At 61.5% G+C, this 25,425-nt stretch carries 25 protein-coding genes; 6 read left to right on the top strand and 19 right to left on the bottom strand.

The annotated features are described in order from the left end of the window. Nucleotides 1-144: 144 nt before the first annotated feature. From C8D92_RS10085 to C8D92_RS10075, 3 genes are read left to right on the top strand one after another with little or no spacing between them, the layout of a single operon-like run. On the top strand, nt 145-1,098 hold the full coding sequence (locus tag C8D92_RS10085) for a D-2-hydroxyacid dehydrogenase (RefSeq protein ID WP_116919303.1): 954 nt from the start codon (nt 145-147) through the stop codon (nt 1,096-1,098). Between the two features lie 49 nt (nt 1,099-1,147). Then, nucleotides 1,148-1,705 (top strand): class I SAM-dependent methyltransferase, encoded by a 558-nt coding sequence (locus C8D92_RS10080; protein ID WP_116919302.1) that lies wholly within the window; start codon nt 1,148-1,150, stop codon nt 1,703-1,705. 37 nt (nt 1,706-1,742) lie between these two features. Next, complete coding sequence (locus C8D92_RS10075; protein WP_116919301.1) at nt 1,743-3,095, top strand: YihY/virulence factor BrkB family protein; 1,353 nt, start codon at nt 1,743-1,745, stop codon at nt 3,093-3,095. 1 nt (nt 3,096) lies between these two features. Here the strand turns inward: C8D92_RS10075 and C8D92_RS10070 are convergent, their stop codons facing one another. The 6 genes from C8D92_RS10070 to C8D92_RS10045 all read right to left on the bottom strand — a co-directional run bounded on the left by C8D92_RS10070 (nt 3,097) and on the right by C8D92_RS10045 (nt 12,282). After that, nucleotides 3,097-4,071 (bottom strand): HDOD domain-containing protein, encoded by a 975-nt coding sequence (locus C8D92_RS10070; protein WP_243402420.1) that lies wholly within the window; start codon nt 4,069-4,071, stop codon nt 3,097-3,099. Between the two features lie 203 nt (nt 4,072-4,274). After that, entirely contained in the window at nt 4,275-5,504 is a 1,230-nt protein-coding gene (locus C8D92_RS10065; RefSeq protein ID WP_116919299.1) for a DUF445 domain-containing protein, read from the bottom strand. 192 nt (nt 5,505-5,696) lie between these two features. Further along, nucleotides 5,697-8,873 (bottom strand): efflux RND transporter permease subunit, encoded by a 3,177-nt coding sequence (locus C8D92_RS10060; protein ID WP_116919298.1) that lies wholly within the window; start codon nt 8,871-8,873, stop codon nt 5,697-5,699. Beyond that, nucleotides 8,870-10,138: an efflux RND transporter periplasmic adaptor subunit gene (locus C8D92_RS10055; RefSeq protein ID WP_116919297.1), complete on the bottom strand. Its 1,269-nt coding sequence runs from the start codon at nt 10,136-10,138 to the stop codon at nt 8,870-8,872. The genes C8D92_RS10060 and C8D92_RS10055 overlap by 4 nt, the downstream gene beginning before the upstream one ends. 48 nt (nt 10,139-10,186) lie before the next feature. Beyond that, on the bottom strand, nt 10,187-10,927 hold the full coding sequence (locus C8D92_RS10050; protein WP_116919296.1) for a 16S rRNA (uracil(1498)-N(3))-methyltransferase: 741 nt from the start codon (nt 10,925-10,927) through the stop codon (nt 10,187-10,189). Nucleotides 10,928-10,932: 5 nt separating this feature from the next. Beyond that, complete coding sequence (locus C8D92_RS10045; protein WP_116919295.1) at nt 10,933-12,282, bottom strand: adenosylmethionine--8-amino-7-oxononanoate transaminase; 1,350 nt, start codon at nt 12,280-12,282, stop codon at nt 10,933-10,935. A gap of 198 nt (nt 12,283-12,480) precedes the next feature. On the opposite strand from C8D92_RS10045, the gene C8D92_RS10040 reads away from it, so the two are divergent. Then, the gene (locus tag C8D92_RS10040) at nt 12,481-12,972 is read left to right on the top strand and encodes a DUF2505 domain-containing protein (protein WP_095610439.1); all 492 of its coding nucleotides are present in this window, start codon (nt 12,481-12,483) and stop codon (nt 12,970-12,972) included. A 13-nt stretch (nt 12,973-12,985) separates the two neighbouring features. On the opposite strand, the gene C8D92_RS10035 is transcribed toward C8D92_RS10040, so the two are convergent. From C8D92_RS10035 to C8D92_RS10020, 4 genes are all read right to left on the bottom strand, one after another. After that, a complete protein-coding gene (locus C8D92_RS10035) occupies nt 12,986-13,732 on the bottom strand; it encodes an amino acid ABC transporter ATP-binding protein (protein ID WP_095610440.1) in 747 nt (248 codons plus the stop codon). Nucleotides 13,733-13,744: 12 nt separating this feature from the next. Next, nucleotides 13,745-14,416 carry an amino acid ABC transporter permease gene (locus tag C8D92_RS10030; RefSeq protein WP_095610441.1) on the bottom strand — a complete coding sequence of 224 codons (672 nt, stop codon included), beginning with the start codon at nt 14,414-14,416 and terminating at the stop codon, nt 13,745-13,747. Nucleotides 14,417-14,500: 84 nt separating this feature from the next. Next, the gene (locus tag C8D92_RS10025) at nt 14,501-15,265 is read right to left on the bottom strand and encodes a transporter substrate-binding domain-containing protein (RefSeq protein ID WP_095610442.1); all 765 of its coding nucleotides are present in this window, start codon (nt 15,263-15,265) and stop codon (nt 14,501-14,503) included. Nucleotides 15,266-15,393: 128 nt separating this feature from the next. Next, the gene (locus C8D92_RS10020) at nt 15,394-16,674 is read right to left on the bottom strand and encodes a cyclic di-GMP phosphodiesterase (RefSeq protein ID WP_116919294.1); all 1,281 of its coding nucleotides are present in this window, start codon (nt 16,672-16,674) and stop codon (nt 15,394-15,396) included. Nucleotides 16,675-16,909: 235 nt separating this feature from the next. On the opposite strand from C8D92_RS10020, the gene C8D92_RS10015 reads away from it, so the two are divergent. Beyond that, nucleotides 16,910-17,149 (top strand): TIGR02647 family protein, encoded by a 240-nt coding sequence (locus tag C8D92_RS10015; RefSeq protein WP_095611177.1) that lies wholly within the window; start codon nt 16,910-16,912, stop codon nt 17,147-17,149. Here the strand turns inward: C8D92_RS10015 and C8D92_RS10010 are convergent. From C8D92_RS10010 to C8D92_RS10005, 3 genes are read right to left on the bottom strand one after another with little or no spacing between them, the layout of a single operon-like run. Next, nucleotides 17,138-18,142, bottom strand: a complete 1,005-nt coding sequence (locus C8D92_RS10010) for a 2-dehydropantoate 2-reductase (protein ID WP_116919293.1) — start codon at nt 18,140-18,142, stop codon at nt 17,138-17,140. The two genes, C8D92_RS10015 and C8D92_RS10010, sit on opposite strands and share 12 nt — an antisense overlap. Nucleotides 18,143-18,197: 55 nt before the next feature. Beyond that, nucleotides 18,198-18,341, bottom strand: a complete 144-nt coding sequence (locus C8D92_RS15695; RefSeq protein WP_165819267.1) for a hypothetical protein — start codon at nt 18,339-18,341, stop codon at nt 18,198-18,200. Continuing rightward, nucleotides 18,341-18,562, bottom strand: a complete 222-nt coding sequence (locus C8D92_RS10005) for an aldo-keto reductase family protein (RefSeq protein ID WP_116919292.1) — start codon at nt 18,560-18,562, stop codon at nt 18,341-18,343. The genes C8D92_RS15695 and C8D92_RS10005 overlap by 1 nt, the downstream gene beginning before the upstream one ends. An 89-nt stretch (nt 18,563-18,651) precedes the next feature. Between C8D92_RS10005 and C8D92_RS10000 the strand changes: the two genes are divergently transcribed. Next, entirely contained in the window at nt 18,652-19,125 is a 474-nt protein-coding gene (locus tag C8D92_RS10000) for a DUF4112 domain-containing protein (protein WP_116919291.1), read from the top strand. On the opposite strand, the gene C8D92_RS09995 is transcribed toward C8D92_RS10000, so the two are convergent. From C8D92_RS09995 to metK, 6 genes are all read right to left on the bottom strand, one after another. After that, nucleotides 19,126-19,632: a DUF2244 domain-containing protein gene (locus tag C8D92_RS09995; protein ID WP_116919290.1), complete on the bottom strand. Its 507-nt coding sequence runs from the start codon at nt 19,630-19,632 to the stop codon at nt 19,126-19,128. 66 nt (nt 19,633-19,698) lie between these two features. Continuing rightward, entirely contained in the window at nt 19,699-20,499 is an 801-nt protein-coding gene (locus C8D92_RS09990) for an SDR family NAD(P)-dependent oxidoreductase (RefSeq protein ID WP_116919289.1), read from the bottom strand. A 121-nt stretch (nt 20,500-20,620) separates the two neighbouring features. Continuing rightward, nucleotides 20,621-21,514 (bottom strand): alpha/beta hydrolase, encoded by an 894-nt coding sequence (locus tag C8D92_RS09985; RefSeq protein ID WP_116919288.1) that lies wholly within the window; start codon nt 21,512-21,514, stop codon nt 20,621-20,623. Nucleotides 21,515-21,639: 125 nt separating this feature from the next. Then, complete coding sequence (metF, locus tag C8D92_RS09980; RefSeq protein WP_095611169.1) at nt 21,640-22,509, bottom strand: methylenetetrahydrofolate reductase [NAD(P)H]; 870 nt, start codon at nt 22,507-22,509, stop codon at nt 21,640-21,642. 62 nt (nt 22,510-22,571) lie between these two features. Beyond that, the gene (gene ahcY, locus C8D92_RS09975; protein ID WP_095611168.1) at nt 22,572-23,966 is read right to left on the bottom strand and encodes an adenosylhomocysteinase; all 1,395 of its coding nucleotides are present in this window, start codon (nt 23,964-23,966) and stop codon (nt 22,572-22,574) included. Nucleotides 23,967-24,206: 240 nt separating this feature from the next. After that, on the bottom strand, nt 24,207-25,397 hold the full coding sequence (gene metK, locus C8D92_RS09970; protein ID WP_095611167.1) for a methionine adenosyltransferase: 1,191 nt from the start codon (nt 25,395-25,397) through the stop codon (nt 24,207-24,209). Nucleotides 25,398-25,425: the final 28 nt, after the last annotated feature.

Raw genomic sequence — 25,425 nt, 5'->3', positions numbered from 1 at the left:
TTTTTTGGTGATGCCCTGTCACTTTCCCGTAATCCCCCGTTCACGGTATGGTTATCCCCGATTTTGAGTGTAAGCTACAGGGGCTCAGGAAACCGTTGGCCTCGTGCTGGTTTCCAAACCCTCTGCCCGGATGGATAAGGAGCCATGAGCGCAGTATTTCTGGATGCGGCCACCCTCGGCGACGATATCGACCTGACACCTATGGAAGAGGCGGCTCGCGGTCTGACCTGTTACCAGAGGACGGCGCCCGACCAGGTGCTGGAGCGTATTCGTGGTTTCGGGGTTGTCGTGACCAATAAGGTGGTTCTGAACCAGTCCCATTTCGATGCCTGCCCTGATCTCCATACCATCGTCCTGACGGCGACTGGGAAGAACAACATTGATCTGCCGGCCGCCGAGGCCGCCGGCATCACCGTTTTGAATGCCACCCGCTATGGCACCTCGACCGTCGCGCAGCATACGGTGGCGTTGATGCTCGCCCTGGCGACGCACCTGATCGATTATCACCAGGATGTCCAGGCCGGTGCGTGGGCGGAGAGCCCCCAGTTCTGCCTGATGAATCATCCGGTGATGGAGCTGGAAGGCAAGACCCTGTGCATTGTCGGGTTCGGCGATATCGGTCGCGCCGTGGCGCGCCGGGCCGAGGCATTTGGGATGAAAGTGGTGCTGGGTGCCCGTCCGGGACAGTCGGCCGGTGATGTGGATGGTTACCCGAGAGCACCGATTGAGGAGCTGTTGCCGCATGTCGACGTGCTTTCCCTCCATTGCCTGCTGACGCCCGAGACGGACGGGTTGATCGGAGCGTCGGAGCTGGCGGCAATGAAAAACGAGGCGCTGATCATCAATACCAGCCGGGGTGGGCTGGTGGATGAAACGGCGTTGGCGGAGGCACTTCGTGAGCGTCGCATCGGTGGTGCCGGCTTTGATGTGCTGACGGGGGAGCCGCCTCGCAATGGCAATCCGCTGCTCGCAGGGGACATTCCCAACCTGATTGTCACGCCCCATTGCGCCTGGGCGAGCCGGGAGGCGAGACAGAGTATTGTTGAGAAGACGGCTGAAAACCTGAGAAACAGTGTCCATAAACACGCAACCGGTTGAATGGCAGGGCACCACTGCAACAACAAGAAGAGCCAGAGGACAGCGCCTGATGAGAAAGCACTGGCGTTTTATCAGGAAATTCATTGAATCGCCGGCCCAGATCGGCAGCGTTCTGCCCAGCTCCCGGATGCTGGTGGGTTCCATGATGGAGGCGGTCGATTGGCAGAGGGCCAATACCGTGGTCGAGCTGGGTGCCGGAACGGGCGTGGTCACCCAGGCCATCAATCGATTGCGCAGCCCGCAGTCCCGGTTCTACTGCTTTGAGCAGGATCCGCACATGCGGACCGATCTGATGTCGCGGTTTCCGGGCGTCTGGCTGGAGAGGGATGCCTTTGAGCTGGAGCGGGTGCTCAAACAGCGCGGCCCGGGGCAGGCGGACTGCATTGTTTCCTGCCTGCCGTTTGCCAACCTGGACGACACAGCGCGCGAGCATCTGCTGGCGGTCATCCACCGAACACTCAGTCCCGGAGGACTGTTCATCGCCTTTCAGTACTCCCGGCAGCTGTTACCCTACCTCAGTGCCATCTATGATGACGTGGACACCCGATGGGTGATGCTTAACATGCCACCGGCCTGTGTCTACATCTGCCGCAAGAAACAACCCTGACAGGCGGGCGGCGCCTCAAAGCGACGGGATAACCACTGTGACGACGATTCGATTGAAGGACCGCCTGCAGGCGGCGGAGAACTGGATTCTCGCCAATCCCAACCCGCCGGAATCGTTCCCCTGGACCTGGTTGTACCGTGTTGGTCGAACCGGCTATGCGGTGATCCGCGATGTCATCAATGGTCAGTTGACGCTGCATGCCATGAGCCTGGTCTATACGACTCTTCTGAGCATTGTGCCGCTGATGGCTCTGAGCTTTTCAGTGCTCAAAGCCCTCGGTGTTCATCAGCGTATGGAGCCGCTGATGTACCAGTTCTTCGAGCCCATGGGCGAGCAGGGGCTCGAGATGGCGGACCGCATCCTCGGATTCGTGGATAACATGAAGGTCGGGGTATTGGGATCGGTCGGGTTGGTGCTGCTGGTCTACACCGTCATTTCCCTGGTCCAGAAGATCGAGCGATCATTCAATATGATCTGGCGAGTTCCCCAGATGCGTTCGGTCGCCCAGCGGTTCAGTAACTATCTGAGCGTCATTATGGTAGGGCCGCTATTGATGGCTTCGGCCATTGGGATCAGCGCGACCATTCTGTCGTCGGACATCGTTCAGGCGCTGATGACCGTCGAGCCCTTCGGCATGCTGATTCTGGAAGTCAGCCGTCTGATGCCCTTCTTCCTGGTGGTGCTTGCCTTCTCCTTTGTGTACGTCTTCATGCCCAACACGCGGGTCCGGATTGGTTATGCCCTGGTCGGCGGTCTTCTGGCAGGGGTATCCTGGCAGGCCGGCAGTCTGTTGTTTGCCTCCTTCGTGGCGGGGTCTGCCAAGTACGCGGCCATTTATTCCAGCTTTGCCATCGGCATCATTCTGTTGATCTGGCTGTACCTGAACTGGCTGATCCTGCTGATTGGCGCCAGCATCGTCTTCTACCTTCAGCACCCGGCGGCGGTTGCCAAACGGGCCGAGGTGCGTTACTCCCCCGAGCTGCAGGAATCGGTCGGGCTGGCTCTGATGTGGATGGCCGCGGTGCCGTTCAGCCGGGGAGAACCGGCGCCGTGTCAGGAGGTGTTGGAGCATCGCATGCGTGTGCCGGGAGAAGTCACCCGTCGGGTGAGCGACAAGCTGATCCGGGCCCGGTTACTGAGTCTGGCCGGGGAGAGTGGTGACGGGCTGATTCCCGGCAAAGCATTGGACCTGATTACCGTCCAGGACATTCTTCGTGTCGTGCGTGCCGACGAAGACGGTCTGGTCGAGCGGGTGCCAACCGTTGTCCCTGACGATATCCGGAGCGCTGGCGGTGGCGATGACCGCCGAACACTGGCGGAGCTGCTGGCTTCGGGGCAGGCCCCGGCAGGCGCATCGTCGGCCACGGAGCCTGCGGAAGCACCCGACTGAATCAGGCGCTGGGAGTGTCCGGTTTCCCGGATCGGTCGCTCTGAAGCATCGTCAGAAGCGAGGCGCGGATGGACTGAAACTGGGATTCGCTGAGCTGCAGCGCCGCCTGCAGCGTGTCCTCGGGGAGGTTGAGCTGGTTGGCGCGGCGCAGAACTTCGCGCGTGCCAAGGATAATGCCGTCATTGAGTGGGCTGTGTGCCGTCCGGGGCGCGGGCCGTTCCGCCGCCAGAAGCCAGGCGTGGTACTGCGGTGGCAGGTGCCAGGCTTCGGCGATTTTCTGTGTGGTTTCCCAGTCCCAGCTCTTTAACAGGCTGCGGATCAGCGCCGGCGTGACCGCGATCCGGTCGCCGGTTCCCTTCGCAATATGGACCACTTCCCGGCGTAGTGTGATGTAGGACAGTGCCGGCAGCAGGCCTACCATGAAGAAGCCGTTACCGTCCCCACCATGCGTGTTGGCGATCAGTTCGGCTGATCGTGCACAGGCAAGGCCCCAGCGCCAGGTGCGCTGGGCGAATAGGGCCTCCTGGCTGTTCCGCGCAGCCATCATCGGGCGCATGATCGCCGCCGAGGCAACGTTGCGGATGCCATCCAGGCCCAGCATGAATACCGCATGCTCCACGGATTCAATAGACTGGTCGCCTGGTTTGAAGAATGGGCTGTTCGCGACGTCCAGCAGTTGAGTGGTCAGCGACGGGTCCGCAAGCAGGATCTCGGTAAGGTCATGCCGGTTGATGCGTTCATCTGCCAGGGCGCTCATCAGTCGGGGCAGCACCGATGGCTTGCGGGGGAGCTCCGTCAGTCCGGATTGGCGCAACCGTCGTTGAATCTCCTGGCGGACCTCGGGTTCGTTGGGGTCCTCGTGGCGAAGCTTGTGCGGAGGGGTGTCGAGCAACCAGCAAAACAGCGATGCTTCCAGCCGTCGCAATGGCAGCTGCGTGTCGTCGCCAGCCGGTGTTTCATGAGCCGTATTGAGCAAGTGACTCCGAGTGGGGGGAGCCGATGGCTGCTCTCTCTTGAACCAGCGTAAAACGCGCCACATTCGTTTGGCGACTCCCTGCGTGTTGGCCGTCCGGATCAAGCGGTACGGACACTGTCGGGCCTGCAACGGGCGCCTGCACTGAGGCGTCCCTCAACTGGTCAGTATAGAAAGGGTGTGGGAGGTTGCCACCCACCCGGGTCCTACATGAATTGATGGCCGAAGATGAAGATCAGCTGGGAGATACCGGCGCACATCCCGAGAAATGCCCCCACCATGATCAGCTTGATCTCATCTTCCTGGAAGCAGGGCCGCAGCAGGTCCTGGAATTCCTCTGAGGAGAGCGCCACCATGCGTTCGACCATGATGCGCTGGACTGCCTCCGCCCGGTCTTTCTCGAACACCGGGTTGTGGAAGGAGGTGGCCGACAGTTCCAGGGCCTTCTCGCCGACCTTGTTCTTGAGCGTCGCGAACCCGGTTGGGCCGAACGCCATCTGGGTGAGCGCCTTGCCCATACCGGCGGTCTCGTCAACAAGCGGTTTGATGTGCTTGCGGACCATGTTCTGCGCACGCTCCCCGTTGGGACCGTTGAGGACTGAGCCAATGATGTTGCCTACCGTCAGAATCTCGTGAGTGACGATGTAGGTGAACGATTCAGCCACCTCGGGCTGGCGTTTCAGAAACAGCCCTTGTACCCGTACCGGGCCGACCTTCTTCTCGTTGAGCGGTCGGAAAATGACGTTGAGCGCAATCCAGTTGGTCGCCCACCCAACCAGCAGACCGAATAGCGGCAGGACCCACCAGGCGGAATAGAAATACCAGACCGTCATTTGGACCAGGCCGAACAGGAAACCGAAGTACAAGCCCGAATTGACGATAAAACGGAACTCTTTGTCGCCGCACTCCAGGAATATTCTGTTCAGAAGGCGTTTATCTTGGGCCAGATGATCCACCACCATGCCCTTGATATCCAGCAGGTCCTCAATGTTGTCCGAAATGTCACCGACAAGATTGTCCACCTGACCCGGCATGGATTTGCGCACCCGGTCATAGACCATGTTGCGGGCCGAGGTTGGCAGGTTTTCCCAGAAAGTTGGGTACTCGTGGAGCATCAGCTCGTCCACGTACTCCTCGATTCTGGGATCGACGGACTCGACCACATACTCGGCCAGTACGCCGGGATCGATCTGCTCGAAGATCTCCTGCACCGTGCCGATTTTTGAAATGGTGGCGTCGACGCTGATGGCTGCCATTTTCCGGGCCTTGGAGGGAATGATGCCCTGCCAGCCGTAGATGGGGCGGATGCCGATGAACTCGAGGGGATAGAAGGTCATCTTGATGGCCAGCCAGTTGGTGACCCAGCCGATCAGGGCCGCAATCACCGGAATGCTCAGGTATTGCCAGAATTGTGTGTCTTGCAACAGCGCGCTCATGGAGTCACTCGTCGGTTATTTTTTTCTCGCGGCTGCACGTGCCGCAGCCTCTTATTCTTTTGGGTTGTTCTTCTTGTCCGGGGAGCCTTTCGGTGGCCCCTCCACCGGTCACACGCTCATGGTGTCGTCCGGGTTCCCGCATCATCTGTTCGGGAGGTCGGGATGTCAATGACGCTCAGGCCGACCGTCCGGTCAATGTGACCACTCTTCGGAAGCGGGTTGGGAGCGACCTGAGCCGCCCGGACGTGTCCGCCCGGGCAGTCGTGACCGACCGTCCTCAATGAACGACAGCAGCACCGGAATCACCAGCAGGATCAGGAAGGTACCGACCGCGAGGCCGAATGCGATGCTGGCTGCCATCGGAATCAGGAACTGTGCCTGAAGGGACGTTTCGAACAGCAGCGGCAGGAGCCCGCCGATGGTGGTCAGTGAGGTGAGCAGCACGGCTCGGAGCCGTGCTGAGGACGCTTCAAGCAGCGCCTCACGGACGGGCACATCGCGCTCCCGGAGTTGCTTGTAGAACGTCACCAGAATAATCGAGTCATTGATGACGATCCCGGCCAGGCCGAACATCCCGAACAGCGACAGAATGGTCAGGTCGATGCCCAGCAACAGGTGCCCCAGAATGGCGCCGCACAGACCGAACGGGATCGCGAGCATAACCGCCAGCGGCCAGGTATAGGTGCCGAACACCCAGGCCAGGATCACGTAGATCAGCACCAGCCCGATCAGCGCGCCGGTCTTCATGTCGCCCGTGGTCTCGCGCTGGTCCTCCGCTTTACCCTGAAAGCTGGCCTGAACACCGTACTGGCGGGTCAGCCCCGGCAACACGTCCGCCTCCAGATCGCTCAGGACCTGGTTGGCGTTGGTGACGGTGGTATCGACGTCCGCGGTGACGTGCACGCCCAGCTTACCGTCCGTATGGCGGAGCAACTCCAGTCCGCGACGAGGCTCGATTCTGATGACGTTCGCCAGCGGCGTGGTCTCGCCGGCCGGCGTCACGATCGGGAGCGTCTGCAAGGTCTCGGTGCGCTCCTGTTCCTCCGGAGTCAGCATGATCCGGACTTCCACTTCGTCGTGCTGGTCGTAGAACACCTGCAGCAACTGGCCATCAAATGCGGCCCGCATCTGCCGCCCAACGTCTTCAATGGTCAGGCCGACCGATTCGGCCATGGGCGTCAGGGAGAAAATCGACTGCTGCTGCCCCCAGGGCAGGTCGTCTAGGATGTCGGTTACACCCTCGTATTGTCTCAGTTCCGTCTTGAGGGCTTCTGCGGCCTTCTTCAGGGTGTCGGCGTCGGCGCCCGACAGGAACACATCCACCGGCTTGCCCGGGGGGCCGCCGGACGGGCTGGTAATCGACAGCTGTTCCAGTCCTGACGGCCTTGGCAGGGCTTCCCGCCAGGCCTGGATCAGCTCCGGGTTGCGGACTGTCCGCTGGTCCGAAGGCACCAGCTCCACGGACACCATGGCGTACTGCTCGCCACGCTCCATGTTCATCCCGCCGTCGAAGGAGCCCCGGTTCAGCTCCAACAGGGCGACATCAATCAGTGCGTCGTCCTCGCTGGTGAGCCGGTCCGTTACCTGCCTTAGCACGTCCTCCATCTGTCTTCCATAGTCTTTCACCGTTGTCGGGGGCGTACCGGCCGTGAACTTGACGCTGGCAATCACGCGCGAGGATTCCGGTGTCGGGAAAAAGGTGAATCGGACATGGCCGCTGATCACGACCGACAGGCTCAGCGCGAGCGCGGAGAGGGTGGCAACGATCACGGTGCCGCGGTGGTTGAGACTCCAGTGGGCGACGGGTCGGAACACATTATCCCGGAAGCGCGCGAAGGCCCGGTCCAGGCGTTCGCGTAACGGTCCTTCGTCGCGGTGCTGGTGACGATGGAAAGAGGCGCGCAGGTGCCCTGGTAGAATCAGAAAACTCTCAATCAGTGACGCCACGATCACGCAGATCACGACAAATGGAATATCCTTCAAAATGTCGCCAATGATGCCGCTGACCAGCATCAGCGGCAGGAAGGCGGCAATTGTGGTCAGCGATGAACTCATCACCGGGACCAGCATCCGTCGGGCGCCGCCTTCGGCGGCCTGAAGTGACCGTTCGCCGGACTGGTAGTGCGTCATCGCGTCTTCGGCCACCACGATGGCATCATCAACGATGATGCCCAGCGCCATGATCAGCGCAAACAGGCTGATCATGTTGATGCTGCCACCATTGAGCCAGAGGATGGCCAGCGTCCCCATCAGAGAGATGGGAATGCCCGCCGCGACCCAGAACGCGATCCGGCCGTTGAGAAACAGGAACAGAATGCTGACGACCAGAATCAACCCGCCGATGCCGTTCTTAAGAAGCAGATTGATGCGCTCGACGATGTACTGGTACTGCTCTTTATAGGCGAGCAGGGACAAGCCCTCCGGCAGGGTGGGTCGGGTGTCCGCCAGCCACTGATTCATGGTGTCGGCTGAATCCAGCGCGTCAGTCGTTTCGGCTCGCATGAGCTGCATTAGAACGGCGGGCTGGCCATTGTGGAACACCTGCACGCTGTTATCCTTTGACCGTTCCCGTACCCGGGCCAGATCATCAAGTGTCAGGCGACGGCCGTCCGCTGTGGTGAGTACCGGCATGTCTCCAAACGCCTCTGCCGTGCGTCCTTTCTGCAGGCTCCGAACGTCCCTCGCGGCTTCCGACTCGCCTACGGTACCGGCAGGGATGTCCTGGCTGCGCTGGATAACACGCTGACCGATCTGCGGCAGTGAGAGACCGAGCTGGGCAATGGCATTGCTGCGGACTTCGATGGCGATCTGGCGCTCCGGCAGGCCGGTAATGTTCACCTTCGCAATGCCCCGGTCGAGCAGTTCCTCCTCATACTGGTACGCCAGGCTGCGGAGGGATTCGAGGCGAGTATCGCCGGTGAGAATGACCGTGGCGATCTCCTCATTGCGGATCACCTTGCTGATCTCAGGGCGTTCGGAATCCGAGGGCAGGTTGCGGACCAGATCCACATGCTCGTTGACCTGATCCAAGGCAATGCCCATGTCGGTTCCTTCCTCGTACTCGAGCACGATGCTGCTGGCGCCCCGGTAAGAGGTGGAGCTCATCTCCTTGACGCTGTCCAGGTTGCCCAACTCCTGCTCCAGCGGTGTGGTGATCGAGCGCGCCACATCTTCGGCGCTGGCGCCGGGCCAGGTGACGTGGATCGTGATGAAGTCGGTGGCAAAGTTCGGAAAGAACTGGCGATTCAGGTTGCCCAGGGCAAACGTGCCGGCCATGACCATCAGCAGCATCAGGAGGTTGGCCGCCACCCGGTGACGGGCGAAACGGCTCAGAAGATCCGTTCGCTGAGGACGGTCACTGTCTGTCATTCGTCACCTGCCTGATTCCGTATCCGCACTCGCAGGCCTTCAACGGCATTGGGCAGCGCGGTCGTCAGAATGCGATCGCCGGCGGAGAGGGCGTCGCTGCGAACCAGCCGTTGCTGCTGCCCGTCCACATACCGGCTGCCGGCCACCGTGACATCGACGGCCCTTAATCGTTGCTCCTCAACCCGGTAAATCGTGTCTCCCTGATACATCGCAGAGACGGGAACGGCGAACAGGCCGCTCTGCTCCGGGAGTGTCAGGGTCAGTTCCAGAGTCTGGTTGAGCGGCAGGGCCGGAGACCGTTCCCGGAAGCGGAAGAAGCCGTCGACGCCACCGGCTCCGGCGTTCACCTGGCCGGAGAGGCGCGCCAGCCGCAGCGAATAATGCGCTCCGTCAATGGTCAGTCGAGCGTTCAGCGGGGCGTCCGAATGCAGACCCTGGCGAATCAGTGAGAGCTGGCCCATGGGGAGTTGCGCCCGCACTTCCAGCGGATCGTTACCATACAGACTGGCCAAAGGCTCTCCCGGGCGGACCCGTTCGCCGGGGCTGACGGCAATGTCGGTGACCGTGCCGCTGAACGGTGCCTGTACCGTCGTCCGCTGCTGGTCCAGCCGGGCCTGTTCGAGCTGGGCCTTCGCGCGCTCAAGACTGGCGTTGAGGGCCTGCATGCGGGCCTCGTGCTGACTGACGGCGAGTTCGCGGTTGATGCGTGTCATCCGCGCGGAGGCCAGTGCCTGCCGGGCCTGGTCAACCTGGGACTGGCTGCTCAGATCGGATTGTCCGAGTCGCTGTTCACGCTCCAGGCGCCGCTTGGCAATGGTCACCAGGGACCGCTCCTGATCAAGCAGCTGTTGATTGGCGGCATGCTGTCGCCGCTCCTGATCGATCTGGCTCTGCAGCTCCGTCACATTGGCCTGGCGCTGGCGGAGGGTCAGGTCGACATCGCGGTCATCGAGCCGGACGATCACCTCACCCTGTTCAACCGACTGGCCTTCCAGAACCGGCAGACTCTCCACGTCGGCGGTCACCGCCGCCGTCAGCGTTGTCTGGAACGGCGTTTCGACCCGGCCGAACAGCCGGATCTCCGGGGCGTGGCGCCGGTCGGTCAATTCGGTGACCTGGACCGGCCATGTCTTCTCAGTCGCCTGGGATTCGGGAGGCGCTGGACGAAGAACAAACAGCAGCGTGACGATGGCTGTCGTTGCAAGAACAAGAAGCAGCGGTATCAGCCAGCCGCGCCTCCGGAGTGGAGCAGTGAATGCAGGCACTTGGTCGTTCTTCCTTCTGGTTGATCCGGCACCGGGGCGATTCTCACTCTACGGCCCCTGCGCAAAGTCTCCCCAAAGCCACTGGCATACTGACAGGGCGGCAACTGGGGCGGTCTCTGTCCGCATGACACGGGGGCCAAGCGCGGCCGGGTGATAGTTGTGTGCCAGTGCGGTCTCAATTTCCGCCTCATTCAGGCCGCCCTCGGGACCAATCAGCAACGCCAGCGTTCCCGGCCGACCCCATTCCGACAGTGAATGCTCGGTGCGATGATGCAGCACCAGCCGGAGGTCCGCTGAGCCGTTCCGGGCGAACCAGTCGGACAGGGACGTCACCGGGTGGATGGCTGGCACCCGCGCCCGACCGCATTGCTCGGCCGCGCTGATGGCCACCTGTTGCCAGTGCCGCTGGCGTTTTTCGGCCCGGTCGCCTTTCAATCGCACCTCGCAGCGATCACTGAACAGCGGTGTGATGCTGGCAACACCCAGTTCGGTGCTTTTCTGAATCGCATAATCCATGCGATCCCCCCTGGACAGGACCTGCCCGAGATGCACCTGTAGTGGCGATTCGGCCTGGCCCGGTACGGGCGTTCCCGGTCGGGCGGTGACGGTCGACTTGGTGACCTGCACCAGCTCCGCCGGGTAATCGTAGCCGTCACCATTGAACAGCACCAGCGACTGACCGGGCTGCATCCTGAGTGCGCGTCCCACATGCTGGGCGGCCGGCGAGTCGAGTAGGGTGTCGTCGCCTGGCGTCAGGGGGCTGTCGGTGTAGATCCGGGGCACGCGCACGCGGTTCAGTCCCTCGTCGCCTTATCGATGCCTTCGGTGGCCACCTGCGCCAGGTGCTGGATCTGGCTCTCTGTAATGACGTACGGCGGCATGAAGTAGATCACGTTGCCCAGCGGCCGCAGCAACGCCTCGCGGGTGATCGAGTGCTGATAGACGCGGATGCCCCGTCGCTCCTGGAAGGGGAAGGGCGTTTTGGTGGCCTTGTCCTTGACCAGCTCAATCGCCAGCGTCATGCCGTGCTGGCGGATGTCGCCGACATGGGGGTGGTCGGCCAGATGCGCCACCGAGTCACCCATGCACTGGGCCAGCGCCTTGTTGCGCTCAATGACATTGTCGTCCCGGAAAATGTCGAGGGTGGACAGGGCAACGGCGCAGCCAATCGGATTGCCCGTGTAACTGTGGGAGTGGAGGAACGCCTTGAGGGTCTCATAGTCGTCATAGAACGCGTCGTAAACGTCGTTGGTGGTCATGACGATCGACAGTGGCAGATAGCCGGCGGTCAGGCCCTTAGACAGGCACATGAAGTCCGGTGAGATGCCGGACTGTTCGCAGGCGAAGAGCGTACCCGTGCGCCCGAAACCCACTGCGATCTCATCGGCAATCAGGTGCACGTCATACTTGTCGCACGCCTTGCGCAGCATGGTGTGGTAAATGGCGTGGTGCATGCGCATGTTGCCGGCACACTGGACCAGCGGTTCCACGACCACCGCGCAGATCTCATCGTGATGCTCGGCGAGGATGCGCTCCATGTGCTCGAACTGCCGGATCGCGTAGTCTTCCCAGCTCTCGCCCTCTTCCCGGTTGAAGGCGTCCGGAGACGGTGCGGTGAATACCTCCATCAGCAGCGGCTGGTAGGTGGCCTTGTAGAGGCCCACATCGCCCAGAGCCAGCGCGCCGAGGGTTTCGCCGTGGTAGCTGTTCCCCAGATTGACGAAGTTCTTTTTCCCGGGTTTGCCGTGGTTTTTCCAGTAGTGGTAGCTCATTTTGAGCGCGGCCTCGATGGCCGAGGAGCCGTTATCGGCGTAAAAGCACTTGTTCAGCCCGTCCGGAGTGACCTCGATCAGCCGTTCCGAGAGGTTGATCACCGGCTCATGGGTAAACCCCGCCAGCATGGCGTGTTCCAGTGTCTCCGTCTGCTCGCGGATAGCGGCATTGATGCGCGGATTGGCATGGCCGAACAGGTTCACCCACCAGGAACTGACGGCATCGATGTACTGGTTGTTCTCAAAGTCCTCCAGCCAGACGCCCTTGCCACGCTTGAAGGGGATGAGTGGCAGCGTCTCATGGTCCTTCATCTGGGTGCAGGGGTGCCAGACGGCGTTCAGATCCCGTCGTACCAGGTCGGCGTTGTTCATTGGCGCTTGTCTCCATCCCGGGGTTGTAAGGGGCTCCATGATACTGACCCGCCGGGATACTCGTACAGTCGGTTCGTGAATGATCCGGGCAAAGGCCGGCGTCCTGACTCTTTTGCCCCGGGGCTCTGGTGGTCGGGCCAATGTCGGATTTCCGCCGGATCATGGATGATGACCGGCACTGAGAACAGGAGACAGGCAATGAAAGTCGAGGTGGTTCATCCGTACGACGCCGGCATCGACCGGGTGCTCGATACGTTCTTCGATGAATCCGTGATTCATGAGAAAAACAACCGGTTGGGAAACCGCAACGTGGCGGTGAAAATCCGGGATCGGGACGAGTCGTCCGGTAAGTTGGTGGTGGCCCGGGATGTGGCCTCTTCCGTACCGGTACCGAATGCGTTGTCCGCCTTCCACCGACCGTGGAATGCCGTGCGCCAGGAGGAACACTGGTTTCGCAAGGACGACCGGGAATGGCACTGTGAATTCCGGATACACGTCGATGGTGTGCCGGCGAGGATTCGCGGCAACATGCGCCTGAAAGACAATGGGGATATCTGTACCAACCATGTCTCGTTGAACGTGCGGTGCGATGTGCCGCTGTTGGGCAAGAAAATCGCCCGGTTTCTGGTGGAAGACTCCCGCTACAAAATGGAGCGGGAGTACGACGTCATAAGGGAGCTGATGGCCTGAGGGGCAACGCCCCTCAATGCTTGAGTACCCGTGAGAGGAACGATTGTGTGCGCTCGTTCTGAGGATGGTCGAACACGTCTGCGGGTTTGCCTTCTTCCACGATACGACCACCGTGGATGTAGATGACCCGGTCGGCCACTTCGCGCGCGAAGCCCATCTCGTGGGTCACCACCATCATGGTCATCCCTTCCTTCGCCAGTTCCCGCATGACGTCCAGCACCTCCCCGATCATCTCCGGGTCCAGCGCCGAGGTGGGCTCGTCAAACAGCATCAGGCGGGGTTCCATGGCCAGGGCCCGGGCAATGGCTACGCGCTGCTGCTGACCGCCCGAGAGCTGCTTCGGCGACTTGTCCGCCTGATTGGCAATACCAACCCGGTCCAGCAGTTTCATGGCGCTGTCGGCCGCTTCTGACCGGCTGGCGCCGCGCACCTTCATGGGCGCGAGCATGACGTTGTCCTTGACGGACAGGTGCGGGAACAGATTGAACTGCTGGAACACCATGCCCACTTCCTTGCGAATGTTCTGCAGGTTCTGCTGGTTGGCGCCTTTGGGCGCCAGCTCATGGCCATCCACGACCAGTGAGCCGGACTCGAACTCCTCCAGTCCATTGACGCAGCGGATCAGGGTGGACTTGCCCGACCCGCTGGCGCCGATCACCACGACCACCTCGCCGGGGCTGACGGACAGGTTGATGTCCTGCAGCACGTGGAGGTCGCCGAAGTATTTGTCGAGATTGGTCATGTCGACAATGTGTTGCATGAGACGGCTCCGTCAGGTTGAAGCAATGCCGCGACGTTCGACGATCCGCAGCAGCAGGGACAGTGTCAGGGTGATCGCCAGGTACAGAAGGGCCACCATGAAGTACACCTCGAACGCGGTGAACGTCGTTGCGATGTAGACCTGGCCCTGACGGACCAGCTCGCCCACGCCGATCACCGAGAACAGCGACGTGTCCTTGATGCTGACAATGGCCTGATTGCCCAGCGGTGGAATCATCCGACGAAGTGCCTGGGGCCAGATGATGGACCAGAACGTCTGGTTGCGGGTCAGGCCCAGCGACAGGCCGGCCTCGCTCTGGCCGGAGTCAATCGACTGGACGCCGCCCCGGACCACTTCGGAGATGTAGGCCCCGGAGTTGAGCGCAATGGCGGCAATGCCGGCTGTCAGCGCGTTGATCGGGCCGCCGACAATGTCCGGCAGGCCGTAGAAGATGAACAGTACCTGTACCAGAATCGGCGTGCCTCGAAACACCTCGATATAGGCAGTGGCGGGCCATCGCAGCAGCCGGTTCTTGTTGATACTGAGAAGCCCGAAAATGATGCCGATCACGAACCCAATGGCGAGGCCGCCAAAGGAAATCAGCAGGGTGTAGGGAATGCCTTTGATCAGATACGGCAGGGAGCCAAAGGCTGCTCCCCAGTCAAACGTGAAGCCGGAGTCCACAGGGAATCTCCTGTCAGGTTCTGAAAGCGTTCAACCGGCCTCCCGGGCGGGAGGCCGGTTCATTCCGGGTGGACAGGATGACGGTTACATACCCATGTCTTCCGGCATCTTGCCGAACCACTTCTCATAGATCGTCTTGTAAGTGCCATCTTCTTTCATGGCGGCCAGCGCATCGTTGACGTCGTCCACCCACTCGCTGCCGTCTACAAGGGCGATGCCGTACTGCTGACCTTCATACAGCGGGCCGACAGTTTTTACCTTACCTTCGCCCTTGGTGCGGGAGAAGTAGCCCACATTGGGAGCGTCGTAGAAGACCGCATCGACGCTGCCGGACATCAGAGCCATGTACATGTCGGAGCTGCCTGGATACGGCGTGACCCCTTCTGTGTCGTCCAGGTTCGCCGTCAGGTAGTCGTAACTGGTCGAGCCGATCTTGGTGCCAATCTTCTTGCCCTCCAGGTCCGCCAGCTCGTCGACGTTGTCATTGCTGGCCCGGATCAGCAGACGCAGGCCGGAGTCGTAGTACGGATCTGAAAAGTCGACGATCTTCTCGCGCTCCTCGGTGATGGTGATCCCAGCCAGTGCAATGTCGGCATTGCCGGTCTGAAGGGCCGGGATAATGCCGTTGAAGTCCATGGTCCGCAGGTTGTAATCAAAACCGGCGCGCTTGGCGACTTCCTGCAGGATGTCCATGTCGAAACCGACCATCTCGCCGGATTCCTGGTCCATCATTTCAAAGGGAACGAAGCTCGGATCGGTGACCGCGGAGAGGGTCTCGGCACTCGCCATGGTGGAGCCGAGTGACAACGCGACGGCGGCACTGAGAGAGGTGAGCCATTTGCCGTTCATGAATCCTCCTGTTCTTTTATCGTTAATGGCATTCCTTGTCAGCATAGACCATTGATGACCGGATGGAAGTGGTCGGACTTCGCCTTTGGTCTAATTGCAAAACGAATTGAGGGCGCCATCGGGATGCTTCAGCCGGCAGCGGTGCCCTGTTGCTCGATGTGGGCCTGCAGGGAGAACCCGTAGGCGCCATCCGGGAGTGGTTCGGTGATGGCGTAGGGTGTGCCATCGCCCGATTCGGGGTGCGTTGCGAGGTCGAGTACCCGTCGACGGCAGGGTTGCCTGTCCGGCCCGAGAACTACCTCTACCTTCGGAGCGAGTTTGTAGCGCGGGTTGTTGGCCAGCACGAGGGCGACTTCGCCGGTGTTAAGAGCCACCAGGCTGCCGGGCGGGTAGATGCCGATCATTCGGATGAAGTGCTCGACCAGTTCCGCATCGAACTGGTCACCCCGATTCTTGAACAGGATGCGCAGGGCGTCGGCGGTCGAAACGCCTTTTTGATAGGTGCGGTCGCTGGTCATGGCGTCGAACGCATCGACAATCGTGACAATGCGGGTGAAACGGCTGATGCAGGAGCCCGGCTTACCGCCTGGGTAGCCCCGCCCGTCCATTCGCTCGTGGTGGGACAGGGTCGTGTCCTGAACGATCGGGTCGAAGTCGCCCTGTTTGGTGAGCAGGGCATAACCGTACTCCGTGTGGCGCTTCATTTCCGCCATCTCCTCCGGCGTCAGCCGACCGGGTTTGTTGAGGATGGCGTCGGGGACTCGCAGTTTGCCGATGTCGTGCAGCAGGCCGCAAAGGCCGAGGGTGGTCAGGTCCGCGTCGTTCAGCCCGAGGCTACTCCCGAAACCGATGGCCAGTATCGCCACCCGCACGCAATGCTCCGCCGTGTAGGCATCCTCTGAACGGACGCGACCCAGCCAGAACATGGCGTTGGCATTCGCCTGGATGCTGGTGGCGCATGCCTCAATGACGGGGCGAGCCTCCTCAAGCTCGATGGTCTGCTGGTTGCGGATGTCCGCCAGCAGGGAGTCTACGTAATTCCGGGTTTTCCGATAGGCTTTCCGGGCCCGGGGCAGTTCTTCCGACAGCGGATGTTGCTCCGGGAGCGGGTGCACAGTCCGGACGGCTCCGCGTTTCATGGCCATGGCGCCCCAGTCCGCGTCGCACTCCGAGGCATTGGCATCCACCCAGACCCAGACGCAGTAATGGCGCAGGGTGGATAGCTGCTCTTCAGTCCGGATCACAAAACGCTGAAACAGAACCGGTACGTCCGTCCACGGACGATCCAGTTCCTCCACATGCATGCCGAGGGTTAATGCGTCGACGGGCACCTGTATCTGATGGTGCCGGGAGGCAGAGCCGTTCTGTCCGGCGCCCGCACTGGCACCGTCAGAGTCTGTGGATCGCATGACAGCAATGGACCCCTGGTACTGCGGCGCTGCACCGAGCGGCTGCCACCCATGCGTTCAGCCGGTCGCGGAAACGAACGCCATCCCTGATCGTGCATGCCTGTGACAGACACGCCCCCATCAAAGGAGAATGGTCGATGCCGGATGCGTGGTCAAAACCTCGCTTTCTTTTTTGTGCGCTGGTCCATCCTCGGTTACAAATGAATGAGGCACATCAACAATAGGAATAGCGATCATGGCCTTTACCCCGAGTCTGCTGGACGAACTGAACCTGCTGGTCCAGTTCCGCGACGCCACTGCCCTGGAAGGGATCAAGGTTCACCAGCATTCGGCGTCGCCGGAAATGGTGGACGCCGCTGAGCGCCTTTATGGCAAGGGCCTGATTACGCAAAAAGATGGTGGCTACCTCACCACGTTGGGGATTGAGGCGGTGGATCAGGCCCACAAGCTCCTCGCCATTCTCTCAACTCAGTGACGACAGCAGTTCGGAGGCTGTCCATCGGCGCCGGTGCTGTTCGCATTCGTGGACCAGTCGGGTCAGGGCCTCGTTGACGGGGGCGCGTCTGCCAAGGTTTTGGGCGAGCGTGACCACTTCCCCGTTGATCCAGTTGACCTCGGTCGGTCGACCGGCTTCCAGGTCCTCCCACATGGAGGATCGGGCCACCGGATCAATGGCGAGCATCTTTGAGGCCAGTCGCTTGAACAGCCAGTCCGGGAGTTGCATGACGTACGGAATGAGCCAGGTCGGCACGCTGGTCAGCTGTATGGGGCGAATGCCTGCGGTTCTCAGAAGCGACAGGGTTTCGAATTGTGCCATGGCGAGACAGCGCCGGTAGTCCCGCTGGTAGAGCTCTTCAAGCAGCGGGACGCCGGCCAGTGCGTTGATCGGATTGTTGAGATTCAACAGAAGCTTGGACCAGAGCACGGAGGTCATGTCACTGCGAAGCTCCAGCGGCAGCCCTGCCGCTTTGAAGGCGTCCAGAAACGGGGCAAGACGGTCGTCCCGCGCCGCCATGAGATGGCCTTCGGTGCCGTGGTGAAAGTGCGCCGGCGGTTGTTGCAGCACATTGAACGGAATCATGCCCGCAAGGACACGGGCCCGGGGCAGGGCGTCCGCCAGCTGCTGCGCATTGGATACGCCGTTCTGCAGACTGATGACCGGTGTGTCATCAGGCAGCACGCTCGACAGTTGTTCGCCCATCTCACGAGTGGCCGCTGATTTGACGGTGACCAGCACAAGGTCCACCGGGCCCACCGCGTCGGGCGTTGTTACGTACTGATCGCCGGACAACCGGGTTTCAAAGCGGAACCCCTCGTAGTCGGTGACGAGCAGGGGATGCTCGGCCAGCACGGACTGCAGTCGTGGTCGACCGAGAAACACCACATCGGCACCGCCGGCCAGAAGGCGGGCGCCGACGTAGCAGCCCACGCTGCCGGCGCCGGCGATGAGGATTCGGGGACGTGCCATGGAATGGTCCTTTCTTTCACAATCAACGATGACTGTAGGGGGCTGACGCGGCAAGTCAATGCGTCTGCCGGGTGGACAGAGTCCGGGCGATGACGCTGAGCAGCGCGGCGCCGAACAGCATGCCGCCGGACAGGGATGCATCCAGTATAAGCAGAGTGGCGCCGTTGAACAGGCACCAGATGGTCGGTATGACCAGCATCAGGTGATTCCGGGCGCCGGGGCCAGATTCTCCCGGACGTGGTCCACGCGTGTGGTGGCCGGAATGGCGCAGGTGATTGCCGGGTGTGACAGCAGATACTGCAGTGTGAACTGGGCCCAGGATCGGGCTCCGGTGTCTCGGGCGCTATCGGGAAGGGCATAGCCGTCCAGTTTTCGCAGCAGGGCACCCCGCTGATAGGGGCGATTGAAGGATGACGTCATGGTTTCCCCCGGCTCATAGGCACATGATAGGTGAGACCGGCCGATCTGGATTATGATCCACGGGACGAATTCACAACCAAGGCTCAGGAATGACCCAGCAGGAATCGACCACGGCCCCCGGAACCATCCGTTACGAGCAGTCGCTGGCTCGGATCGACCGGTATGCGCGCCTTCTCGACAGTCAGTTTCGCGTCCCCTTCACTCGGATACGATTTGGTCTGGACCCGTTGATCGGGTTGTTGCCCGGCATTGGTGATCTGGCCGGCTTCGGACTGTCGCTGTACCTGATTGTGGAGGCCATAAAAGTCGGGGCCGGGTCGAAACTCGTCACCCGGATGCTTGGTAACGTCCTTGTGGAGTTCGTTGTCGGGTTGGTGCCGGTGGCCGGCGATGCCTTTGATCTGTTCTGGCGGGCGAACGATCGCAATGCCGCCATGCTCCGTGCGCATCTGCACGAGAAGATGGCGCCCACACCTCCCCGGCCAGCCTGGCGACGTTGGTTCTGGCCCGGTGTGATGATTCTGATCGGTATCGCTGTCGTGGCGGGACTGGTGGTGCTGTAATCAGAACCAGGCCATGGTGGGTGGCGCCCGCTTCTGGAGCTGGACGCCCTGTTCCTCCAGGATGCCGATCAGGATGGTCACGTCCTCATGGTTGAGAAAGGGGGCCAGTGACACGTCCCGGGCATGGTGCCGCAGGGAGAGCTTGGGAGTGGTCCAGGGATGCCGGGGGGTATGAATGTCGATACGGGCCGTCTGGCGGGGCCATTCCCACTCGCTGTCCTTGTGATCGATGCCTTTCTCCAGGCGGATCGTGTCCGCTGACAGCGTCAACACCTCCTTCTGCTGACAGTGGCGCGCCGTGACGTAGAGTGCGGCCGCCAGTGCCGCCAGTTCCAGCCCGGCAAACGGGAGCACCAGCCAGGCGCCGGCGAGACTCATTCCGCTCACCACGATCATGGAAAGGGCCACCAGCGCGAGCCAGACACGGACGTTGCCGTGCCAGCTCAGGGACCGGTTGGGGGTTAACAGCAGTCGGGTGCCGGTATCGGCCGGGAGCTGTTCGACCATTGCGATGCCCTCATGGAGAGGTGATCTTACCCCTCCATTATAGGGCGAACGTCGACAGGGAACAGCTCAGCCGATCCGGTTCAGTGTCCGCCGGACCAGAGGTAGCAGCAGGCTGCGGGGTGTGTGGCGCCCGCTGTGCAGGAACAGCTTGGCCAGCGCGCCCGGAACAACCGTCCGTTGTCCGTTTTCCAGACCCGCGACGGCGCTTCGCGCCACCTGATCAGCGGTCAGCCAGGCCCATCCGGGCACTTGATGCTCGGCTTTGGGGACGTTCGCGGCCTGCATGAATTCCGTGTGAACCGGACCGGGTGCCAGCAATGTGCAGGTGACGCCGGTGCCCTGAAGTTCCGAATGAACCGCCTCGGAAAAGGTATTGGCGAACGCCTTGGTCGCGGAGTACGTGGCGGCGCCCGGAAGAGGCTGAATGCCGGCGGTTGAACCAACGATCAGCACGGCCCCCGCGCCCCGTGAGACCATGCCGGGAAGAACCGCCATGGTGAGATCCTGGACGGCCGCGACGTTCAGTTCCACTTCCTGCCGCTCGCGCTCCGGGTCGCTCTTCCAGAGCTTTCCAAATGTGGCGAAGCCCGCGTTGTTGCAGAGCACAGAAACGGTCTGGTTTGCCAGCTCCTCACGTAGCGTGGCCCGTGCCTCCCGGTCGGTCAGGTCGCAGGGGCGCAGATCCACCGTCACCCCGTGTTCGGTCTGCAACTGCTCGGCCAGTGTTTCCAGCTTGTCCACGCGGCGGGCCACCAGCATCAGTGAGTGACCACGCTGGGCCAGCTCATGGGCGAGGCGTTCCCCGATGCCTGAGGAAGCACCGGTGATGACGGCCCGGGCGTCTGGGGTTGGTTGTGGTAATGGCATCGGTCGATCCTCGTTGACGGTGTATTATCGATCTTTCAGTTTTATAATTCGATAACTATCAAATCGAAAGTCGGTCAGCATGTCAACCAGTCAGAGGTTCCAATGCAACACGCCGACGATGTCAGCGCTGGCGTCGGATGTACTGAACGATCCGTTTGAGATCCTGATTGGCCTCCGGCACAAAGGGCACGAAGATCGGCCAGACATGGAACAGTCCTGACCGTTCAAGCCACTCCACCGGCACCCCCGCTTTTTCCGCCGAGGCCTTGGCATCGAGGGCGTCGCCGTAGAGGACTTCCTCGTTGCAGGCAGTGATCATCAATGGCGGGAGTCCGGTGTGGTCTGCGGTGCCTGGTGAGGCGTACGGGTGGCTTCGGTCGTCCGGGTTCGGTACGTAGACCTCAATCACGTTGCGAATGGTGTCGGCCGACAGCATGTCGTCTGTCGGGTCATTGCGTTTCAGCAGTTCCTCGTTCGGAAAGCAGTTGGTGCCGGGCGAGAGCAGCACACCGCACCGCGGCATGGGCAGCCCCTTGTCACGGGCGTGCAGCAGAGTAGCCAGCGACAGCCCGCCCCCGGCGGAGTCCCCGCCAATCACAATATTGGCCGGATCCTTGCCCTGATCCAGCAGGTACTTGTACGCCTCGAGGCAGCGGTTGACGGCCGCAGGAAACGGATGTTCGGGAGCAAACGGGTAGGTCGGGAGATACACCTCGCCCTGAAGCTGTTTGGCCAGTCGTCCCGCCAGGTTGTGGTAAGTGCGGGTCTCACCGGCGATGTAGGCGCCCCCGTGGAAAAACAGGACGGTGACCTTCGGATCGGAGTGGCCCAGATAATCGCCCCGAAAGGCGAGGGTGTCGATCCGTTCGGTCTCGATACCCCGCGGGATCAGCCGGATCACGGGGGTGTTGTTGAAGGCGCGGCGCAGGTGGCGCACCAGCCGGTCACCGGCCAGCCCTTCGCGACGCAGGGCACGGCGACTGAATGCTTTGACCAGACGGGCCTGAATGCTCATGGAGACTCCTGTTGTCGGGTTATTGTTGGCAACAGTCGCCTACATTAGCGCTCTGTCGCCCAGATGCCGAGGGGCGCAGAGGCCAGTCGGGGCGACCACGCTTGTATGGCCGCTGCCCATGGGGGTCAAAAAGCGATGCGTTTGGACTGATCCAGCCCCAGGTTGCGCCAGATGTGAGTGCTGGCGTTGGCCTGGTTCAGGGTGTAGAAGTGCAGGCCTGGTGCGCCGGCATCGAGGAGCTGTTCGCAAAGCCGCGTGACCACGTCCTCGCCAAACTGTTTGATGCTTTCCGTGTCGTCGCCATAGGCGTCCAGCTGCTTGCGGATCCAGCGGGGGATCTCCGCGCCGCACATATCGGAAAACTGCACCAGCTTGCTGTAGTTCACAATCGGCATAATGCCCGGCACGACGGGAATCGTCACGCCCATCTTCTCCAGCCGGTCGATGAAGTAGAAATAGCTGTCCGCATTGAAGAAGTACTGGGTGATGGCGCTGTTCGCGCCGGCTTTCACCTTGCGGACGAAATTCTGCAGGTCCGCTTCGGCCGTCGGCGCCTGGGGGTGGAATTCCGGGTAGGCGGCCACCTCGAGGTTGAAGTAATCGCCGCTGTGTTCGCGGATGAATTCCACCAGCTCGTTGGCATAGCGCAGCTCGCCGGCCCCGCCCATGCCGGAGGGCATGTCGCCGCGCAGGGCGACGATCCGCTCAACACCGTTTTCCCGGTACAGGTCCAGCAGCTCGGCAATGCTCTCGCGCGTTGCGCCGACGCAGGACAGATGTGGCGCTGTTGAGATGCCCTGACTGTGCAGGCGGGTGACCGTCTCAAGCGTCCGGTCCCGTGTGGAGCCACCGGCTCCGAACGTGACCGAGAAGAAATCGGGGTTCAGTTCCGCGAGCCTGTCGCGTGTTTTCTGGAGCTTCTCTTCGCCCTTGTCGGTTTTTGGCGGGAAGAACTCGAAACTGAATCGACGTTTGAACTGTTTCTGGGATTCCATGACTGCCTCGTTGGTCATCACCGGCCTGCCCGCGGTAGCAGGCAGGCCGGGAAAGCACCCGATCAGTACTTGTAGCTGTCGGGCTTGTAGGGGCCTTCGACATCGACGCCGATGTACTGGGCCTGTTCCGGCGTCAGGCGGGTGATCGTACCGCCGAAGCCTTCCACCATGGCCCGGGCCACTTCCTCATCCAGGTGCTTGGGCAGCACGTGGACATAGACGCCCTTGGCCCGTGCGTCCTCCGGCAGGTCGCCGAAGCGGCGCTCGAACAGGTGCATCTGGGCGAGAACCTGGTTGGCGAATGAGCCATCCATGATCCGCGACGGATGACCGGTGGCGTTGCCCAGGTTCACCAGACGGCCCTCGGCCAGCAGGATCAGGTGATCACCGGCGTTCTTGTCGCGGTGCACCAGATGGACCTGTGGTTTGATCTCGTCCCACTCCCAGTGCTTGCGCATGTACTCGGTGTCGATCTCGTTATCGAAGTGACCGATGTTGCACACGACCGCACCTGATTTGAGCGCTTTCAGCATGTTGGCGTCACAGACATTGACGTTGCCGGTTGTGGTCACTAGCAGGTCCGTGTTCTGCAGCAGATCGGTGTCGATGGACGACTCGGTGCCGGAATTGACGCCGTTCTTGTACGGCGACACCACCTCAAAGCCATCCATGCAGGCCTGCATGGCGCAGATCGGATCGGACTCGGTGACCTTCACGATCATGCCTTCCTGGCGCAGGGAAGCGGCAGAGCCTTTACCGACGTCGCCGTAGCCGATCACCAGTGCTTTCTTGCCCGCCATCAGGTGGTCGGTGGCACGCTTGACGGCATCGTTCAGGCTGTGTCGGCAGCCGTACTTGTTGTCGTTCTTCGACTTGGTGATCGCATCGTTGACGTTGATCGCCGGGACCTTGAGCGTGCCGTCCCGCAGCATCTCCTGCAGGCGATGGACGCCGGTGGTGGTTTCCTCGGTGACGCCATGGCAGCGGCTCAGAATCTCCGGGTACTCATTGTGGAGCAGAGCCGTCAGGTCGCCACCGTCGTCCAGAATCATGTTGGGTTCCCAGCCGTCGGCTTCGGCGCCCACGGTCTGGTGCAGGCACCACTCGTATTCTTCCTCGGTCTCGCCCTTCCAGGCAAAGACGGGAATGCCCTGATCGGCCATCGCCGCAGCGGCATGATCCTGCGTCGAGAAGATGTTGCACGAGGACCAGCGCACCTCCGCGCCGAGCGCCTTCAGCGTCTCGATCAGCACGGCCGTCTGGATGGTCATGTGGATGCAGCCCATGATGTGGGCGCCCTGTAGCGGCTTCTCACCCTGGTACTTGTGGCGCAGCGCCATTAGTGCCGGCATCTCGCTCTCGGCGATGGCGATTTCCTTACGGCCCCAATCGGCGAGGCTGATGTCGCGAACCTTGAAGTCCGCCTGGTCGGTCATTTTTTCAGCCGGAGTGCTCATGGTGTTCTCCTGTCATTAAGAGAGTTGTGGGCCACGGAAAGACGCGGAAAGCACGGAAAAAGAATGATCTTAATGTCTTAAAGTTTGAAAGTTTAAGCGCGGGGGAAGCGCCTGAGGGCAATGCCCTTCAGACCTTAAAACCTTAAAACTTTCAAACCTTTTAAATCTCGCCCGAAGGGCGTTTCCGTGCTTTCTGTGTCTTTCCGTGGCCAATACCTGGTCAGTTCCCGGTCGCCGGCCTTACAGCCCGGCGTCGGATTTCAGGATGTCGGCACGATCGGTCTTCTCCCACGGGAAGGTGGTGAAGGTGTCGTTGCCGACGGTGACTTCGCGCGGTGTGCGTCCGAAGTGGCCGTAGGACGCCGTGGCCTGGTACATCGGGTGCAGCAGGTCCAGCATCCGCGTGATCGCGTACGGGCGCAGGTCGAAGTGTTCCCGGACCAGTTCGGTGATGCGGGCTTCACTGACTTTGCCGGTACCGAAGGTGTTGACGGAGATGGACGTCGGCTCGGCCACCCCGATGGCGTAGGACACCTGGATTTCACACCGGTCTGCCAGACCGGCCGCCACGACGTTCTTTGCCACGTAGCGGGCGGCGTAGGTGGCCGAGCGGTCCACTTTGGACGGGTCCTTGCCGGAGAACGCGCCGCCACCGTGACGGGCCATGCCGCCGTAAGTGTCGACGATGATCTTGCGGCCGGTCAGGCCACAGTCACCCACTGGGCCGCCGATGATGAACTGGCCGGTCGGGTTGATGTGGAATTTGGTGTCCTTGTGCAGCAGTTCGGCCGGAATGGTTTTCTTGATGATCTCTTCCATCACCGCTTCGCGCAGATCGGCCTGGCTGATGTCCTCGTCGTGTTGGGTGGACAGTACCACGGCGTCAATGCCGGAGACGCGACCGTTCTCATAACGGCAGGTCACCTGACTCTTTGCGTCCGGGCGCAACCAGTCCAGGGTCCCATCGCGGCGCGCCTCGGATTGGCGTTCCACCAGCCGGTGCGCGTAGCAGATCGGGGCGGGCATCAGCACGTCGGTCTCGTTGCTGGCGTAGCCGAACATCAGGCCCTGATCACCGGCGCCCTGATCCTCCGGTTTCTGGCGGTCGACGCCCTGAGCAATATCGACGGACTGTTTGCCGATCATGTTGATCACGCCACAGGTGTCACCGTCGAAGCCGACGTCGGAAGAGGTGTAGCCGATGTCCTTGATGACCTGTCGGACGAGATCTTCCAGATCGACCCACGCCGACGTTGTGATCTCGCCGCCGATGATCGCGACACCGGTTTTGACCAGCGTTTCGCAGGCCACACGTGCGGCCGGGTCTTCAATCAGAATCCGGTCCAGAACCGCGTCTGAGATCTGATCCGCCAGTTTGTCCGGATGGCCTTCAGAGACCGATTCGGAGGTGAAGAGGCTGTAGTCCGACATAGTGAATCAACCCTTTTGTTGTGTGTGC

The sequence above is a fragment of the Tamilnaduibacter salinus genome, from assembly GCF_003096655.1.
Classification (GTDB): Bacteria; Pseudomonadota; Gammaproteobacteria; order Pseudomonadales; family Oleiphilaceae; genus Tamilnaduibacter; species Tamilnaduibacter salinus.
The sequence above is the reverse complement of the archived record's forward strand: the minus strand, read 5'-3'. Positions and strand labels throughout refer to the sequence as shown.